Source organism: Nocardia sp. NPDC050713 (assembly GCF_040654315.1).
Taxonomy (GTDB): Bacteria; Actinomycetota; Actinomycetes; order Mycobacteriales; family Mycobacteriaceae; genus Nocardia.
In genome coordinates this window covers 275,942-289,817 of record NZ_JBFAHS010000008.1, presented here as the reverse complement: position 1 = coordinate 289,817, position 13,876 = coordinate 275,942, and the positions used below count along the sequence as shown (strand labels likewise).

Genomic DNA, 13,876 nt, shown 5'->3' with positions numbered 1-13,876 from the left:
TAACGTGTGGAGGTGACTGGTACTAATCGGCCGAGGACTTACCAACAAAGAAGCTACGCGTCCACTGTGCGGTATCTGAAACAACACACAGACACCGTGTCACCGGTATTCGATCGAATCGTTTAACCGATTCCGTCGAACCGTGATCGGGGAGCTCGAGGGCCAAGCCCTCGAGGATCTTCCTGCTCGGGTGCATGGTGTGTGGATAGTTTCATAGAGTTACGGCGGCTATAGCGGTGGGGAAACGCCCGGTCCCATTCCGAACCCGGAAGCTAAGGCCACCTGCGCCGATGGTACTGCACTCGACAGGGTGTGGGAGAGTAGGACACCGCCGGAACATCATTGCGAAAGGCCCCCAGCATCAGCTGGGGGCCTTTTTGCGTTTGGGTGAAACGGCTTTCAGCACAGGGGGTTTCGGCCCGCTACACTCTCGCTGGGAGAGTGGAACTCGGGAGTGGGGGAAGTGCATTGAGTTTTCCAGGTGGTTTCGACAAGCCGGAACCGGCGCCCGCACCCGGCTCGTACCCGACGCCTCCCGCGTATCAGAATCCCGGATACCACTACGCCCCGGGATCGCCGCAACACGGATTTCCGCAGGGCTACCCGGCGCCGAATCCGCAGGGCTACCCAGCGTCCGGTCCGCAGGGCTATCCGCCGCCGGGCTTCCCGCCACCGAGGCGAGGGCGCGCCGGCGTCGTAGCCGCCGTGGCGATCTTGGGCGTGCTCGTCCTGATCGGCGGCGTCACGGCAGCGGTGCTGTGGCGAGCGGGTGCGTCGCCTTCCTCGGCCGCGGACTCCGGACCGATGCAGATTCCCGCCGTTGGCAGTTGTACCGACCTGACGGGCATTGTTGTCCACCTGCACGGCCCGCTTTCGGTGAAGGAATGCAGCGACCCGGCGGCGGCGAAGAAGATCACTCAGTCGGCGATCGTGACCGATACGGACATCGAGGTCGACTGCGCAACCTCGGAAATGCTGATCACCACTCAGGGGCAGCACTACGGGGAGTATGCGATCGCGCACTCGTGCGCTGGGCCGAACTTGATCGTGGGGAACTGCTACACCTCCAAAGGCGCTGGCTACGAGTACGACGGGACCTGTCGCGACGGCGGCGGACGCCTCGACCACAAGGTGTCCGGTGTCATGGACGCCGAGGTGTGCAAGACAGCGGCACCGGATGATTACGCCGAACAGATGAGATTCATCTCGGTCAGCCACCTTCACTACGTCGATGAAAGCGAGCGCGCGACATACTGCTTCGCGCCGCTGCACTGAGTAGGTCGGGCGGATCCCGGCCGATGTGGTGCAGGGCCTAGACTCGACCGGTGCGCCTCGTGATTGCTCGTTGCCAGGTCGACTACGTCGGTCGTTTGACCGCTCACCTTCCGATGGCCCGCAGGCTGCTGTTGATCAAGGCCGACGGCTCGGTGCTCGTTCATTCCGACGGCGGCTCGTACAAGCCGCTGAACTGGATGAGCCCGCCGTGCTGGCTGGAGGAGCGGGATGCGGCCGCCGCGGAACTGCCCGAGGGCGCGAAGGCGCTGTGGGTGGTGACGAACAAGGCGGGGGAGGAGTTGCGCATCACCATCGAGGACGTGGAGCACGACTCGTCGCACGAGCTCGGGGTCGACCCGGGTCTGGTGAAAGACGGTGTGGAGGCCCATCTTCAGGAGCTGCTCGCCGAACACGTGCAGACCCTCGGCCCCGGCTACACCCTCGTCCGACGCGAGTACATGACCGCCATCGGCCCGGTGGACCTGCTCTGCCGCGATGCCGACGGCGCCACCGTCGCGGTGGAGATCAAGCGGCGCGGTGAGATCGACGGCGTGGAACAGCTGACCCGCTATCTCGAGCTGCTGAACCGGGATCCGCTGCTGGCCCCCGTGTCCGGTGTGTTCGCCGCTCAGCAGATCAAGCCGCAGGCGCGCACGCTGGCCGAGGACCGCGGCATCCGTTGCCTCACACTCGATTACGATGCCCTGCGCGGCACGGAGAGCAACGAGTTCCGCCTCTTCTGACTTCGGATACCGACACATGATCACCGTCGCCACCTGGAACGTGCTGCACCGCGTGCACGCCGAGAACTGGTACGAGGACGTCACGAAGAAGTGGCCGGTCGAGCACGAGCGGATCGACGCCATCGCCGCCCGGGTGGCGAAGCGCTCCGAACAGATCATCGCGCTGCAGGAGGTCAGCGGCGATCAGTTGGCCGCCCTGCGTGACGCGCTGTCCGACCGCACGATTCACACACTGCGCTATCCCCGGGTGCCGCGGCCGAAGCGCATTCCGACCTCGCTGCGAAACCGCGACGAGTACCTGGTGCTCGTGGTCGACGATCCCGGGCACACGGTGTTGGCGGCGGCGTTCGGGGATGATCCGGGCAAGGGCGCGTTGGTCGTCGCGACATCCGGTCTGACTGTTGTCGCTACACACGTCAGCGGCGACGAACGGAGCGGGCCGCAGCTGTCGAGGCTCGCCGGCTGGGCGCTGTCCGATCCGTCGCGTCCCGCGGTCCTGCTCGGTGACTTCAACGCCGATCGCGACGTCGTGGCGGAAGGGCTCGGCGGGGGTTTCACCGTGGCCGAGTTGCCCGCGGGCTCGTTGCCTACTCGGCCGCGAACCTCGGGAAGCAAGTCTCAGTTCATCGACCACGTGGTCACCCATGGCGCGTACGCGCGCGACGCCGCGGTGGAGAGCGCCGACGGACTGTCGGACCACAATCCGGTTCGCGCGGCCATCGCTGTGTGAGGCGAGTGCGCACCGGGCGGCGCATCTTCGCTCGGGCGTTGTTCCGGTAACGCCAACGCCAGCGCTGGCAGCGTAGGCGAGCGCGCGGTGTACGGACGAACCCTGGTCACCGGCTGCCTATTACGCTTGTCGGCATGCCTCGTCGGAAACCGCGCGCTCGCCACCATGCCGGGTCCGACGTCGCGCCGCTCGGCGACGTGTTCGGCCGTACGGAACGCGGTCCCGCTGACGACGAGGTCTACGTCGTCCGCACCATCCCCGGTACCCGTGCCACAAAGACCTACCGCTGCCCGGGATGCGACCACGAGATTCCGCCCGGTGTCGCCCATATCGTCGCCTGGGCCGCCGACGGTGGCGAGGACGACCGCAGGCACTGGCACCGCGGCTGCTGGAACGGTCGCCGGACGCGCCGAATCACTCGACGCTGGTCCTGAGCGGTCCACGGAGTCGAGTGCCCTGGAGCCATTCTTCGTATCGACAACCGCGCACAACTAAGAAGGCCGCCCCCTGACGGGAGCGGCCTTCGGGTGAACTCTGGTGATCTACTGCGTCGTCGTCTGAGCCGACGTCAGTTCGCGATGTCGGCGTTCTCGCGCTCGTCGGCGTCGAAGTCCTCGTCCTCGTTGGTGACCTCGGGGATCGCCTTGGGCGGACGGGAACCGGTGACCGACTTGGTGTTGCCGCCGATCGACTTGCGCTGCTCCGGAACACCGTCCAGCAGTTCGCTTTCCCGGTTGACGGCCGCGAGCATCGCCGGCACCGAGTCGAGCTGGCCGCGGATGCCGAGCAGCTGGGCGAGCACCCGGCCGCGCAGCACGCGCATCTCCTCGGCCAGTTCCTTGGCGTGCGCGATCTTGCGCTCGGAGGTCTGGGTGGCGGAGGTGATGAGACGGTTGGCCTCGTCGGTCGCGTCCTTGATCCGCTGCGCGGCCTCGGCGCGGCTGGTGGCCTCCAGCTCCTCCATGGCGCGGGTGAGCTTGGTGCGGCGCTCGGCCATGGTGACTTCGAAGTCCTGCTGGGTCGCCTTGCGCTTGGCTTCGGCTTCCTTGCCGAGGCGCTCGACCTCGGCTTGAGCGGCTTCGATGATCTTCGCGGATTCGGTGCGTGCGTTCGCTAGGGTCTGCTCGAACTCGATGTCGAGCGCCTCGCGCTTCTCCTTGGTCTCCGCGAGCAGCGACTCGTATTTGCCGCGCATCTCGGTCGCCTGCTGCTCCGCGATCGACACCATTTCCGCAGCCTCGGCCTGGGCCAGGGCCCGGACCTCGGAGGCCTCGTCGGAGGCCAGGCGCAGCATGCGGGAGATGCGGTCGGACATGCCTTCGGCAGTGGTCGGCGGCACCGAGAGTCGGTCGACCTCCTTGCGGAGCTCGTCGATCTCGTCCCGCGCATCCTCCAACTGGCTCGCGAGGTTACGTGCTTGCGCCGCAGCAGCATCGCGATCGGTGGCGGTGACCCTCAGCTCGGCATCGAAGCGGTCGAAGTAATTACGCACCTCGTCTTGCGCATAACCCTTGCGCACAACGGTGAAGGGCAGTGCAACGAAGCGATTGCGATCGGACTCGGGTGACGACATGGCACACAAACTACAGCCTATGGAGGGCCGATGGTGACTCGACCGCGAATGTGATTCCGACGAGTTTTTCGGCCCCGATCTTGATACTAGTGCGTAACATTCGGGTTCGGCTCGACCAACTCGATCAGCACACCGCCAGCATCCTTCGGGTGGATGAAATTGATGCGGGAATCGGCAGTTCCGTGCCGCGGGGCCTCGTACAGCAAACGCAGTCCGCGATCACGCAGATGAGCCGAGACGGCCTCGATGTCGGTGACGCGGTAGGCGAGCTGCTGAAGGCCCGGTCCGCTGCGATCGATGAACTTCGCGATAGTCGAGTCCGCGCCGAGGGGAGCCAGCAACTGCAGAGCAGTCGCGCCGTCCGGTGCGCCGGGCAGCGACAGCATGGCTTCGTGCACGCCCTGGCTCTCGTTGACCTCGCGGTGGGTCTCGATCATGCCGAGATTCTCGGCGTACCAGGCGATTGCGGTGTCCAGGTCCGGGACCGCGATGCCGACGTGGTCGACCGCCACCACGTAGTCGCCCGGAATGAGTTCGGATGTCTGGTTTGCGTTGCTCACGACTCGACGGTAGCGCCAACCTGGGTGAAGTCGCCGAGGGCGCACAGGCTACCGTTGAGTACATTGACGCCGCGCCGTCGCTCGTGCGATGGCGCGCGGGTTCCACCAACGAATGCGAGGCTCGTCGTGACCACAACCGTCATCGTGTCCGGTGCGCGCACCCCGGTCGGCAGGCTGCTCGGCGGCCTGAAGGACTTCAGCGGTTCCGATCTCGGCGGTTTCGCGATCAAGGCCGCGCTGGAGAAGGGCGGCGTCGCGCCCGAGCAGGTCGACTACGTGATCATGGGCCAGGTGCTCACCGCGGGCGCGGGCCAGATCCCGGCCCGGCAGGCGGCGGTGGCCGCGGGCATCCCGATGGACGTGCCCGCCCTGACCTTGAACAAGGTGTGTCTGTCCGGCATCAACGCCATCGCGCTCGCCGACCAGCTGATCCGCGCGGGCGAGTACGAGATCGTCGTCGCGGGCGGCCAGGAGTCCATGAGCCAGGCGCCGCACCTGCTCGAAAAGAGCCGCGAGGGCTTCAAGTACGGCGACGTGACGATGCGCGACCACATGGCCTACGACGGCCTGCACGACATCTTCACCGACCAGGCCATGGGCGCGCTCACCGAGCAGCGCAACGACCGCGACTCGATCAGCCGCGCGGATCAGGACGCGTTCGCGGCGGCCTCGCACCAGCGCGCGGCGGCGGCGTGGAAGAACGGCGTGTTCGACGACGAGGTCGTCCCGGTCGAGGTGCCGCAGCGCAAGGGCGATCCGGTGCTGGTGAGCAAGGACGAGGGCGTCCGGGCCGACACCACCGCGGAATCGCTCGGCAAGCTGCGCCCGGCCTTCCGCAAGGACGGCACCATCACCGCGGGCACCGCCTCGCAGATCTCCGACGGCGCGGCCGCGGTGGTCGTGATGAGCAAGGAGAAGGCGCAGCAGCTCGGCCTGAGCTGGATCGCCGAGATCGGCGCCGCTGGCGTCGTCGCCGGACCGGACTCCACGCTGCAGGACCAGCCCGCCGACGCCATCGCCAAGGCCTGTGCGCGCGAGGGCATCTCGCCCGCCGAGCTGGACGTGGTCGAGATCAACGAGGCGTTCGCGGCGGTCGGCATCGCCTCGGCGCGCAAGCTGGGCATCGATGGCGAGAAGGTGAACGTCAACGGTGGCGCGATCGCCATCGGCCACCCACTCGGCATGTCGGGCGCTCGCATCGTGCTGCACCTGGCCTTGGAGCTGAAGCGCCGCGGCGGCGGTGTCGGCGCGGCCGCGCTGTGCGGCGGCGGCGGTCAGGGTGACGCGCTGATCATCAAGGTCTAGTCGACGTAGCACAGGTACCCGTCGGGTCGCGTCGCGTTCGGTGACTTCGGCGCCGGACGCGATGTCGTCCTGGGTGTGTCCGTGCGGACACACCGCGGGTCGGCCGGTGTGACGGGTTCAACTACGACCTGTCGTAGTGCATACGGCACAATGGTGCGCATGGGTTTCTTCGATCTGCGCAGCGTCGCCGGTAGATTCCGATTCTTCGCGGTGCTCGAGGCACTGTCGTGGCTGGGTCTGCTCGTGGGAATGGCGTTCAAGTACATTCCCGATCCGGGCAACGAGATCGGCGTGAAGATCTTCGGCCCGGTGCACGGCACCATCTTCATCCTGTTCGTCCTGACCGCGCTGCTCGCGGCGCGCGAACTGGGCTGGAACTGGAAGACCACCGTGCTCGCGCTGCTGTCCAGCATTCCGCCGTTCTTCACGGTGATCTTCGAGGTCTGGGCCGTGCGCACCGGCAAGCTCAACGTGTCGAGCAACGCCGACGCGACCCCCGCCGCGGAAGCCGTTCGCGCCGCGTCGTGACAAACTGGAAACCGTGACTCGACCTGCCGCACGCCGTCCCTCGCCCGCCGTCGCCGCTGCCATGTCCGGAGCGGTGGATCTGTCCAGCCTGAAGCAGCCGCCCGCTGGTGCGACCGGTGGTGGTGGCGACTACGCGGTCGGCGAGGCGGACTTCGAGACCAAGGTGCTGCGCCGGTCGATGCAGGTTCCGGTGGTCGTCGCGCTGTACTCGCAGCGCAGCCCGGGCAGCGTCGAGCTGGTCAGGACGCTGGAGCGGCTGGTCGCGGCCGACGGCGGCACGTGGGAGCTCGCCACCGTCGAGGCCGAGGCCAACATGCGCATCGCGCAGGCGCTGCGGGTGCAGGGCATCCCGACGGTGATCGCCATCGCCGCCGGGCAGCCGCTGGCCGATTTCGAGGGCGCGCAGCCCGAGCCGCAGGTGCGGCAGTGGCTCGACGCGGTGGTCGACGCGGTCGCGGGCAAGCTCGAGGGTGGTGCTGCTCAGCCGCAGCCCGCGGAGGACCCGCGCTTCGCCGCCGCCGAGGACGCGCTCGAGCGCGGCGATCTGGCCGGCGCGGAGGCCGCCTACGAGGCGATTCTGGCCGCCGAGCCGAACAACGAGGAAGCCAAGGGCGCACTGCGGCAGCTGCGCTTCCTGGCCAGGGCCCAGCGGGTGCCGGACTCGGCGCTCGCGACCGCCGACCAGGACCCGGCGAATGTCGACGCCGCCATCGACGCCGCCGACCTGGAACTGCTCAACCAGCGGCCGGAAGCGGCGTTCGACCGGCTGATCGCCGTGGTCAAGCGCACCGCGGGCGACGACCGCACCAAGGCGCGGACCCGGCTGCTCGAATTGTTCGAGCTGTTCGACCAGGCCGAGCCGTTCGTGGTCGCGGCTCGCAGGAAGCTCGCCGCCGCGCTCTACTGATATTTGTGCCGCAGACGCCCGGAGCGATTACGCCCGGGCGTCTTCCGCGTTCGGGCACAGGCAGACCGTATCCAGCTGGTGACCTTCGGTCGGATTGGATTCGCCGCGCGGTCAGGGCCGGTTGATCCTGAGCGGCCATCGACTGGAACGTCGGCTGGCCGGTTGCCGATCGGAAGGGCGCCCGCGATCAGGCGGATGGACCCGCCAACCACACCGCGCTGTTCGGCGCCAACGCGACGCTCGCCGAGAACGGACGCCCGTGCCAGGGAATCTCCTCGGTCTTCACCGCGCCGTAGTTGCCGATGCCGGAACCGCCGTACTCCGCCGCGTCCGTATTGAGGATCTCGGTCCACTCGCCGGGGACGGGCAGCCCGACGCGGTACTCACCGTGCACCGAACCCGAGAAGTTGTACACGCACGCGACGACCGATCCGTCCGCTCCGTAGCGCAGGAACGCCAGCACGTTGTGCTCACGGTCGTCGGCCTCCAGCCAGGAGTAGCCGCCGGGTGTGGTGTCCTGGCTCCAGAACGCCGGGTGGGCGCGGTAGGCGGAGTTCAGGTCGCGGACCGCGGCGGCGATGCCGGAATGCAGGGGATTGTCCAGTTCGCCCCAGTCCAGGCCGCGGTCGTGCGACCACTCGCGGAACTGGCCGAAATCCTGGCCCATGAACAACAACTGCTTGCCGGGATGGCCCCACATGTAGGCGAGCAGCGCTCGAACGCCCGCCGCCTTGGCGAAATCGTCGCCGGGCATCCGCGTCCACAGCGTGCCCTTGCCGTGCACGACCTCGTCGTGGCTGATCGGTAGCACGTAGTTCTCGCTCCACGCGTACATCAGCGAGAAGGTGATCTCGTTGTGGTGCCAGGAGCGGTGGATCGGGTCCCGGCGCAGGAAGCCGAGGGTGTCGTGCATCCAGCCCATGTTCCATTTCATGGTGAAGCCGAGGCCGCCGACGTCCGCGCCGCGGGTGACGCCGGGCCAGGTGGTGGACTCCTCGGCGACGGTGACGACGCCGGGGTGGTGGCGGTGCACGGTGTCGTTGAGGTCTTGCAGGAAGTCCACGGCCTCCAGGTTCTCCCTGCCGCCGTGCACGTTCGGCTCCCAATCCCCTTCGCGGCGTGAGTAATCCAGGTAGAGCATGGAGGCGACGGCGTCGACGCGCAGGCCGTCGATGTGGAATTCCTCGATCCAGTAGCGCGCGTTGGCGACGAGGAAGTTGCGGACCTCGTGCCTGCCGAAGTCGAAAATGTAGGTGCCCCAGTCGAGTTGCTCGCCGCGGCGCGGGTCGGCGTGCTCGTAGAGCGGGGTGCCGTCGAAGCGGGCCAGCGCCCATTCGTCGCGCGGGAAGTGGGCGGGCACCCAGTCGAGCAGCACGCCGATGTCCGCGCCGTGCAGGTGGTCGACGAAGGCGCGGAAGTCGTCGGGGGAGCCGAAGCGCGCCGTCGGGGCGTAGTAGGAGGTGACCTGATAACCCCAGGAGCCGCCGAACGGATGCTCGGCGATGGGCAGCAGTTCGATATGGGTGAAGCCCGCCGCCCGCACGTAATCGGCCAGCTGCTCGGCCAATTCGCGATAACCGAGGCCGGGACGCCACGAGCCGAGGTGCACCTCGTAGACGCTCATCGGCGCGCGGTTGGGGTCGGTCGCGGCACGGCGTTCGAGCCAGTCCGCGTCGCCCCAGGTGTAGCGGCTCTCGGTGACGACCGAGGCCGTCGCGGGCGGGTTTTCGGTGGCGAAGGCCAGCGGGTCGGCGTGGTCCACGGTGCGTCCGTCGGCGCCGTGCACCCGGTACTTGTACTTCGTGCCCACGCCGACGTCCGGGACGAAGACCTCCCAGACCCCGGACGAGCCGAGCGCCCGCATCGGCGCGGTGTTGCCGCTCCACCCGTCGAAATCGCCGATCACGGTGACGCCGCGAGCATTCGGCGCCCATACCGCGAACGAGGTGCCCTCGACCGGGCCGTCCAATGTGGTGTAGCTGCGCGGGTGGGCGCCGAGCACGTCCCAGAGCCGCTCGTGGCGGCCCTCGCCGATCAGGTGCAGATCCAGCTCGCCGACGGTGGGCAGGAAGCGGTAACCGTCGGCGGCGACCACGGTGTGTCCGTCCGTGTACGTCGTGACCACGCGATAGTCCATCAGGTCCGGGTAAGGCAGCACCGCCGCGAAGATCCCGTACCCCAACGGTTTCAGCGAATGGTCGTCCCCGCCGACCCGCACCGCGATGGTGTCGGCGTGCGGCCGCAACACCCGCACGACCGTGCCGTCCGGGTGCGGATGGGCGCCGAGGACAGTGTGCGGGTCGTGATGGGTGCCCGCCGCCAGCAGCATCAGATCGCGGCGGTTGATGGTGGCCGAGCGGGTCATCGGAACGACCGCCGGTAGGCCAGCTCCAGTCGTGCGGGCGCGGGCACCGGCGGCAGCGCGATGATGTGCGCGACCGCCTTGGCGGGATCGAGGCGCACGTAATTCGTCTGGGCCCAGTGGTATTCCTCGCCGCTCACCTCGTCGACGACCACGGGATGGTCGTGCCATTCGCGACCGATTGCGGGTAGATCGAGCGAGAGGAAACCCTGTTCGGCGCCATAGGGATTCAGGTTCACGACGGTCAGCACCGCGTCGCCGCTGACCGGATCGAACTTCGAGTAGGCGAGCAGGGCGTCGTTGTCGACGTAGTGGAAGTGCAAGCAGCGCAGCTGTTGCAGCGCCGGATGCGCGCGGCGGATCTCGTTGAGCCTGGTCAGCCAGGGTTCCAGCGATTCGCCACGGGACAGCGCCTCGGCGAACGGGCGGGGGCGCAGCTCGTATTTCTCCGAGTCCAGGTACTCCTCGCTGCCCGGACGCACGGCCTGGTGTTCGAACAGTTCGAAACCCGAGTACACGCCCCAGGTCGGTGACAGAGTTGCGGCGAGCACGGCGCGGATGGCGAACATGCCCGGCCCGCCGTGCTGGAGGCTCTCGTGCAGGATGTCGGGGGTGTTCACGAACAGATTCGGGCGGGCCTCGTCGGCCTTGGCGGCCAGTTCGTTGCCGAACTCGGTGAGCTCCCATTTCGTCACCCGCCACGTGAAATACGTGTAGGACTGGCTGAATCCGCGCCGGGCCAGGCCGTAGAGGCGCGCCGGGCGGGTGAACGCCTCGGACAGGAAGATCACGTCCGGGTCGGTGCGCCGCACGGTGGCGATCAACCATTCCCAGAAGTCGGCGGGCTTGGTGTGCGGGTTGTCGACGCGGAAGATCTTGACGCCCAAACCGATCCAGTGCCGTACCACGCGCAGCACTTCCGCGTAGAGCCCGTCGGCGTCGTTGTCGAAGTCGACCGGATAGATGTCCTGGTACTTCTTCGGCGGGTTCTCGGCGAAGGCGATGGTGCCGTCGGGCAGCGTGGTGAACCACTCCGGATGCGCGGCGACCCACGGGTGGTCCGGTGCGCATTGCAGCGCGAGGTCGAGCGCGACTTCCAGGCCGAGTTGCCCGGCGGCGGCGACGAATTCGGCGAAATCGGCCTCGGTGCCGAGTGCGGGATGCACGGCGTCGTGTCCGCCGTCCTTCGAGCCGATCGCCCACGGGGAGCCGACGTCGCCGGGTTCGGCGGACAGGGAGTTGTTGCGGCCCTTGCGGTTCACCTCGCCGATCGGATGGATCGGCGGCAGGTACACCACGTCGAAGCCCATGCCCGCGATACGGGACAGTTCCTTGGTCGCGGTGGCGAAGGTGCCGTGCACCGGCTTGCCGTCGGCGTCCCACCCGCCGGTGGAGCGCGGGAAGAACTCGTACCACGAGCCGTACAGCGCGCGATGCCGCTCGACCTGCACGGTGTGCTGCTGGCCCCTGGTCACCAGTTCGCGCAGCGGAGTGTCGCGCAGGATCTCGGCGACCTCCTCGCTGAACGCGGGCGCGACGCGGGCGGGCAGCTGCGCGTCGCTGCGCAACGCCGCCGCCACCGACCGCAGTTTCTCGAACTTGGCCTTCGGCAGCGCCTGCGCCGCCCGGTCGAACAGCCGGGCGCCGATCTCGAGGTCGTTGGCCAGGTCGACGGCGCTCTGCCCGACCGAAAGCTTGGCTTCCACGGCGTGCCGCCAAGTCGCGATGGGATCGCTCCAGCCCTCCACACGGAAGGTCCACGCGCCGGGCTGGTTCGGTACGAAGGTGGCGTTGAAGACGTCGGGCTCGTACTCCGGGGTCATGCGTATTCGGGTGGCCCGGGACGCTCCGGGAGCGCGCACCGTGAGCGTGGCGGCGACCGCGTCGTGTCCCTCGCGCCACACCACGGCGCGCACCGGGAACACCTCGCCCACCACGGCCTTGGCCGGGCGGCCGCCGGGGATGGACGGGGCGGTGTCATCGATGGCGATGCGGCCGGTCACGTGGACCAACCTACCCGGTGCCGTGCCGATGATGCGGATTCAGCGGGCATCGGCGGCCAGGCCGAGGCCGAGCGCCACCAGCGCCGCGCCCAGCGCGCGCTCCACCCGCTGCCGGATGCGCGCGCGGCGCAGCAGGCCGCCAGCGCGGTCCGCGGCGAGCACGACGCCGACGCACCAAGCGGTGTCGATGACCAGCTGGATCGCGGCGAGGACCAGCACCGTCGGCAGCACCGGCCCGCTGGTCGGCAGGAACTGCGGCAGGATCGTCAGGCCGAAGACCGCGGCCTTGGGGTTGGCGGCGATCGAGAGCAAGGCGGCGCGGAAAGCCGCGGCGGGGGTGCGTCCCGCGGGCAGCAGCGTCGTCATGGTGGAGCCGAACGCGTCGTCGCGGCCCGCGCCGCGCCAGGCCTGCACGCCGAGCCAGATCAGCACCGCCGCGCCGAGCGCGTGCACGGCGGTGTTCAGCACGGCGTTCGCGACCAGCAGGACCGAAAGACCGGCGCCGCCCGCGAGCGTCCAGCCGAACACGCCTATCTCGTTGCCTGCCACCGCGGCGAGTCCCGCGCGGCGGCCGTCGCGCACCGACCGTTGCAGGAACAGCGCCGTCGCCGGGCCGGGCAGCGCGGCCAGCGCCAGGCAGGCGAGCAGGAATTCGGGGAGCACGTCGACCCAGTGCGGCATCAGCCGATGGTGGCACGGGCGGAGCAGTCCGGCCAGTGGATTCGATTTTCAGTGCGACCGCTTGTCCCGCAGGCCCTCGAGCAGTGCGCGCAGGGCGGTCGTGGTCTGGTCGAGCGCGTCGGGCTCGGACGCGGTCGTCAGCCAGAGCGCGGCCTCGTTCATAGCGCCGGAGAGCAGGTGGGTGAGCGGGGCGATCGGCTGTGGTGCGAGCACGCCCGTGTCGACCAGCAGTCGCAAAGCCTCGCCGAGATGCCGGGCGGAGTTGGCCTCGTCCAGCGCCCGCCATTCGTGCCAGCCGAGCACCGCGGGGCCGTCGATCAGCATGATGCGCTGGATCTCGGGATCGGTGCAGGTGGCGAGGAACGCCTCGCACCCGGAGACCAGCTGGGTCCAGGCATCCGAGGCGGGGTCGGCGGCCGCGGCGACCCGCTCGCCGACTTCCTGCTGCACCTGCTCCAGGACGGCGCGGAACAGCTCGGTCTTGCTGGCGAAGTTGTGGTAGAGCGCGCCCTTGGTGACGCCTGTCGCCGCGACGATCTCCGAGAGGCCCACGGCGCCATAGCCTTTCGCGGCGAACAGGCGTCTGCTCGCGCGCAGCAGCGCGCGACGGGTCTCTTGGCGCTGCTGCGCGCGCAGGGTGCTCGGCATCGAAAACCTCTCCGTTGACATTCCATCGGTATGCGAACTACCTTACTTCACATACCATCGGTACGTGAAAGGTTGGACATGAAACTCGGCAGCTTCTACCCCGTCCTCTGCACCACCCGGCTCGCGGAATCGCGTGACTTCTACACCGAGTGGCTCGACTTCGAGATCACCTTCGAGGCGGACTGGTACATCAGCCTGCGCCGCCGCGGTGGCGCCGACGAGCCCGAATACGAGCTCGCGCTGCTCGACCACACGCACCCGACGGTGCCGGAGGCCTACCGGAAGCCGGTGCAGGGACTGGTGCTCAACTTCGAGGTCGACGACGTCGACGCGGAATGGGAGCGCCTCGTCGTGCGGGGCGGGCTGAACGCCGAGCTGGAAATCAGGTCCGAAGACTTCGGCCAGCGCCACTTCATCGTCGCCGACCCGAGCGGCGTCCTGATCGACATGATCACGGAGATCCCGCCGAGCGCGGAGTACACCGCTCAGTTCAGCGCCGAGTACGTCGCCGAGAAGTTCGCCGACCGGTGAGTCACGTCGTCGGGGCGGCCGAGGCGCGTG

14 protein-coding genes and 1 rRNA gene are annotated in these 13,876 nt (G+C 68.4%); 9 read left to right on the top strand and 6 right to left on the bottom strand.

All coding sequences use genetic code 11. From position 1 onward, the window contains the following. Positions 1–220 precede the first annotated feature (220 nt). From rrf to AB0H49_RS17895, 5 genes are all read left to right on the top strand, one after another. Positions 221–337: ribosomal RNA gene (gene rrf / locus AB0H49_RS17915) — 5S ribosomal RNA — on the top strand. Positions 338–705: 368 nt separating this feature from the next. Then, positions 706–1,275, top strand: a complete 570-nt coding sequence (locus tag AB0H49_RS17910; RefSeq protein ID WP_357252644.1) for a hypothetical protein — start codon at positions 706–708, stop codon at positions 1,273–1,275. Positions 1,276–1,325: 50 nt separating this feature from the next. Further along, a complete protein-coding gene (nucS, locus tag AB0H49_RS17905) occupies positions 1,326–2,018 on the top strand; it encodes an endonuclease NucS (protein WP_355001134.1) in 693 nt (230 codons plus the stop codon). Positions 2,019–2,034: 16 nt separating this feature from the next. Beyond that, on the top strand, positions 2,035–2,748 hold the full coding sequence (locus AB0H49_RS17900) for an endonuclease/exonuclease/phosphatase family protein (RefSeq protein WP_357252640.1): 714 nt from the start codon (positions 2,035–2,037) through the stop codon (positions 2,746–2,748). Between the two features lie 134 nt (positions 2,749–2,882). After that, positions 2,883–3,182: an ATP/GTP-binding protein gene (locus AB0H49_RS17895; protein ID WP_253815591.1), complete on the top strand. Its 300-nt coding sequence runs from the start codon at positions 2,883–2,885 to the stop codon at positions 3,180–3,182. A gap of 134 nt (positions 3,183–3,316) precedes the next feature. On the opposite strand, the gene AB0H49_RS17890 is transcribed toward AB0H49_RS17895, so the two are convergent. Then, positions 3,317–4,321, bottom strand: a complete 1,005-nt coding sequence (locus tag AB0H49_RS17890; RefSeq protein WP_355001132.1) for a hypothetical protein — start codon at positions 4,319–4,321, stop codon at positions 3,317–3,319. Positions 4,322–4,407: 86 nt separating this feature from the next. Further along, entirely contained in the window at positions 4,408–4,881 is a 474-nt protein-coding gene (gene mce, locus AB0H49_RS17885; RefSeq protein WP_357252636.1) for a methylmalonyl-CoA epimerase, read from the bottom strand. A gap of 126 nt (positions 4,882–5,007) precedes the next feature. Here mce and AB0H49_RS17880 point away from each other — a divergent pair, with 126 nt between their 5' ends. The 3 genes from AB0H49_RS17880 to AB0H49_RS17870 all read left to right on the top strand — a co-directional run bounded on the left by AB0H49_RS17880 (position 5,008) and on the right by AB0H49_RS17870 (position 7,621). After that, entirely contained in the window at positions 5,008–6,186 is a 1,179-nt protein-coding gene (locus tag AB0H49_RS17880) for an acetyl-CoA C-acetyltransferase (RefSeq protein WP_357252633.1), read from the top strand. Positions 6,187–6,336: 150 nt separating this feature from the next. Then, positions 6,337–6,714 carry a DUF3817 domain-containing protein gene (locus AB0H49_RS17875; RefSeq protein ID WP_357252630.1) on the top strand — a complete coding sequence of 126 codons (378 nt, stop codon included), beginning with the start codon at positions 6,337–6,339 and terminating at the stop codon, positions 6,712–6,714. Positions 6,715–6,775: 61 nt separating this feature from the next. Continuing rightward, complete coding sequence (locus AB0H49_RS17870) at positions 6,776–7,621, top strand: tetratricopeptide repeat protein (protein ID WP_357252673.1); 846 nt, start codon at positions 6,776–6,778, stop codon at positions 7,619–7,621. A gap of 187 nt (positions 7,622–7,808) precedes the next feature. Here the strand turns inward: AB0H49_RS17870 and glgB are convergent, their stop codons facing one another. Genes glgB through AB0H49_RS17850 form a run of 4 tightly spaced genes read right to left on the bottom strand, consistent with a single transcriptional unit; the run spans position 7,809 to position 13,315 of the window. Then, the gene (gene glgB, locus AB0H49_RS17865; RefSeq protein ID WP_357252627.1) at positions 7,809–9,986 is read right to left on the bottom strand and encodes a 1,4-alpha-glucan branching protein GlgB; all 2,178 of its coding nucleotides are present in this window, start codon (positions 9,984–9,986) and stop codon (positions 7,809–7,811) included. Next, on the bottom strand, positions 9,983–11,986 hold the full coding sequence (locus AB0H49_RS17860) for an alpha-1,4-glucan--maltose-1-phosphate maltosyltransferase (RefSeq protein ID WP_355001127.1): 2,004 nt from the start codon (positions 11,984–11,986) through the stop codon (positions 9,983–9,985). Before AB0H49_RS17860 ends, glgB begins: the two co-directional genes overlap by 4 nt. A 39-nt stretch (positions 11,987–12,025) precedes the next feature. Beyond that, positions 12,026–12,667 carry a LysE family translocator gene (locus AB0H49_RS17855; protein WP_357252624.1) on the bottom strand — a complete coding sequence of 214 codons (642 nt, stop codon included), beginning with the start codon at positions 12,665–12,667 and terminating at the stop codon, positions 12,026–12,028. 48 nt (positions 12,668–12,715) lie between these two features. Continuing rightward, entirely contained in the window at positions 12,716–13,315 is a 600-nt protein-coding gene (locus tag AB0H49_RS17850; protein WP_357252621.1) for a TetR/AcrR family transcriptional regulator, read from the bottom strand. A 78-nt stretch (positions 13,316–13,393) separates the two neighbouring features. On the opposite strand from AB0H49_RS17850, the gene AB0H49_RS17845 reads away from it, so the two are divergent. Continuing rightward, positions 13,394–13,846, top strand: coding sequence for a VOC family protein (locus AB0H49_RS17845; protein ID WP_357252618.1), 453 nt, complete (start codon positions 13,394–13,396; stop codon positions 13,844–13,846). Positions 13,847–13,876: the final 30 nt, after the last annotated feature.

What these genes read in the sequence shown, in the direction of transcription:
- AB0H49_RS17895 (WP_253815591.1), top strand. Translation starts at nt 2,883, where the DNA reads ATGCCTCGTCGGAAACCGCGCGCTCGCCACCATGCCGGGTCCGACGTC.
- AB0H49_RS17900 (WP_357252640.1), top strand. Translation starts at nt 2,035, where the DNA reads ATGATCACCGTCGCCACCTGGAACGTGCTGCACCGCGTGCACGCCGAG.
- AB0H49_RS17875 (WP_357252630.1), top strand. Translation starts at nt 6,337, where the DNA reads ATGGTGCGCATGGGTTTCTTCGATCTGCGCAGCGTCGCCGGTAGATTC.
- AB0H49_RS17855 (WP_357252624.1), bottom strand. Translation starts at nt 12,667, where the DNA reads ATGCCGCACTGGGTCGACGTGCTCCCCGAATTCCTGCTCGCCTGCCTG.
- AB0H49_RS17845 (WP_357252618.1), top strand. Translation starts at nt 13,394, where the DNA reads ATGAAACTCGGCAGCTTCTACCCCGTCCTCTGCACCACCCGGCTCGCG.
- AB0H49_RS17850 (WP_357252621.1), bottom strand. Translation starts at nt 13,315, where the DNA reads ATGCCGAGCACCCTGCGCGCGCAGCAGCGCCAAGAGACCCGTCGCGCG.
- AB0H49_RS17890 (WP_355001132.1), bottom strand. Translation starts at nt 4,321, where the DNA reads ATGTCGTCACCCGAGTCCGATCGCAATCGCTTCGTTGCACTGCCCTTC.
- glgB (WP_357252627.1), bottom strand. Translation starts at nt 9,986, where the DNA reads ATGACCCGCTCGGCCACCATCAACCGCCGCGATCTGATGCTGCTGGCG.
- AB0H49_RS17870 (WP_357252673.1), top strand. Translation starts at nt 6,776, where the DNA reads ATGTCCGGAGCGGTGGATCTGTCCAGCCTGAAGCAGCCGCCCGCTGGT.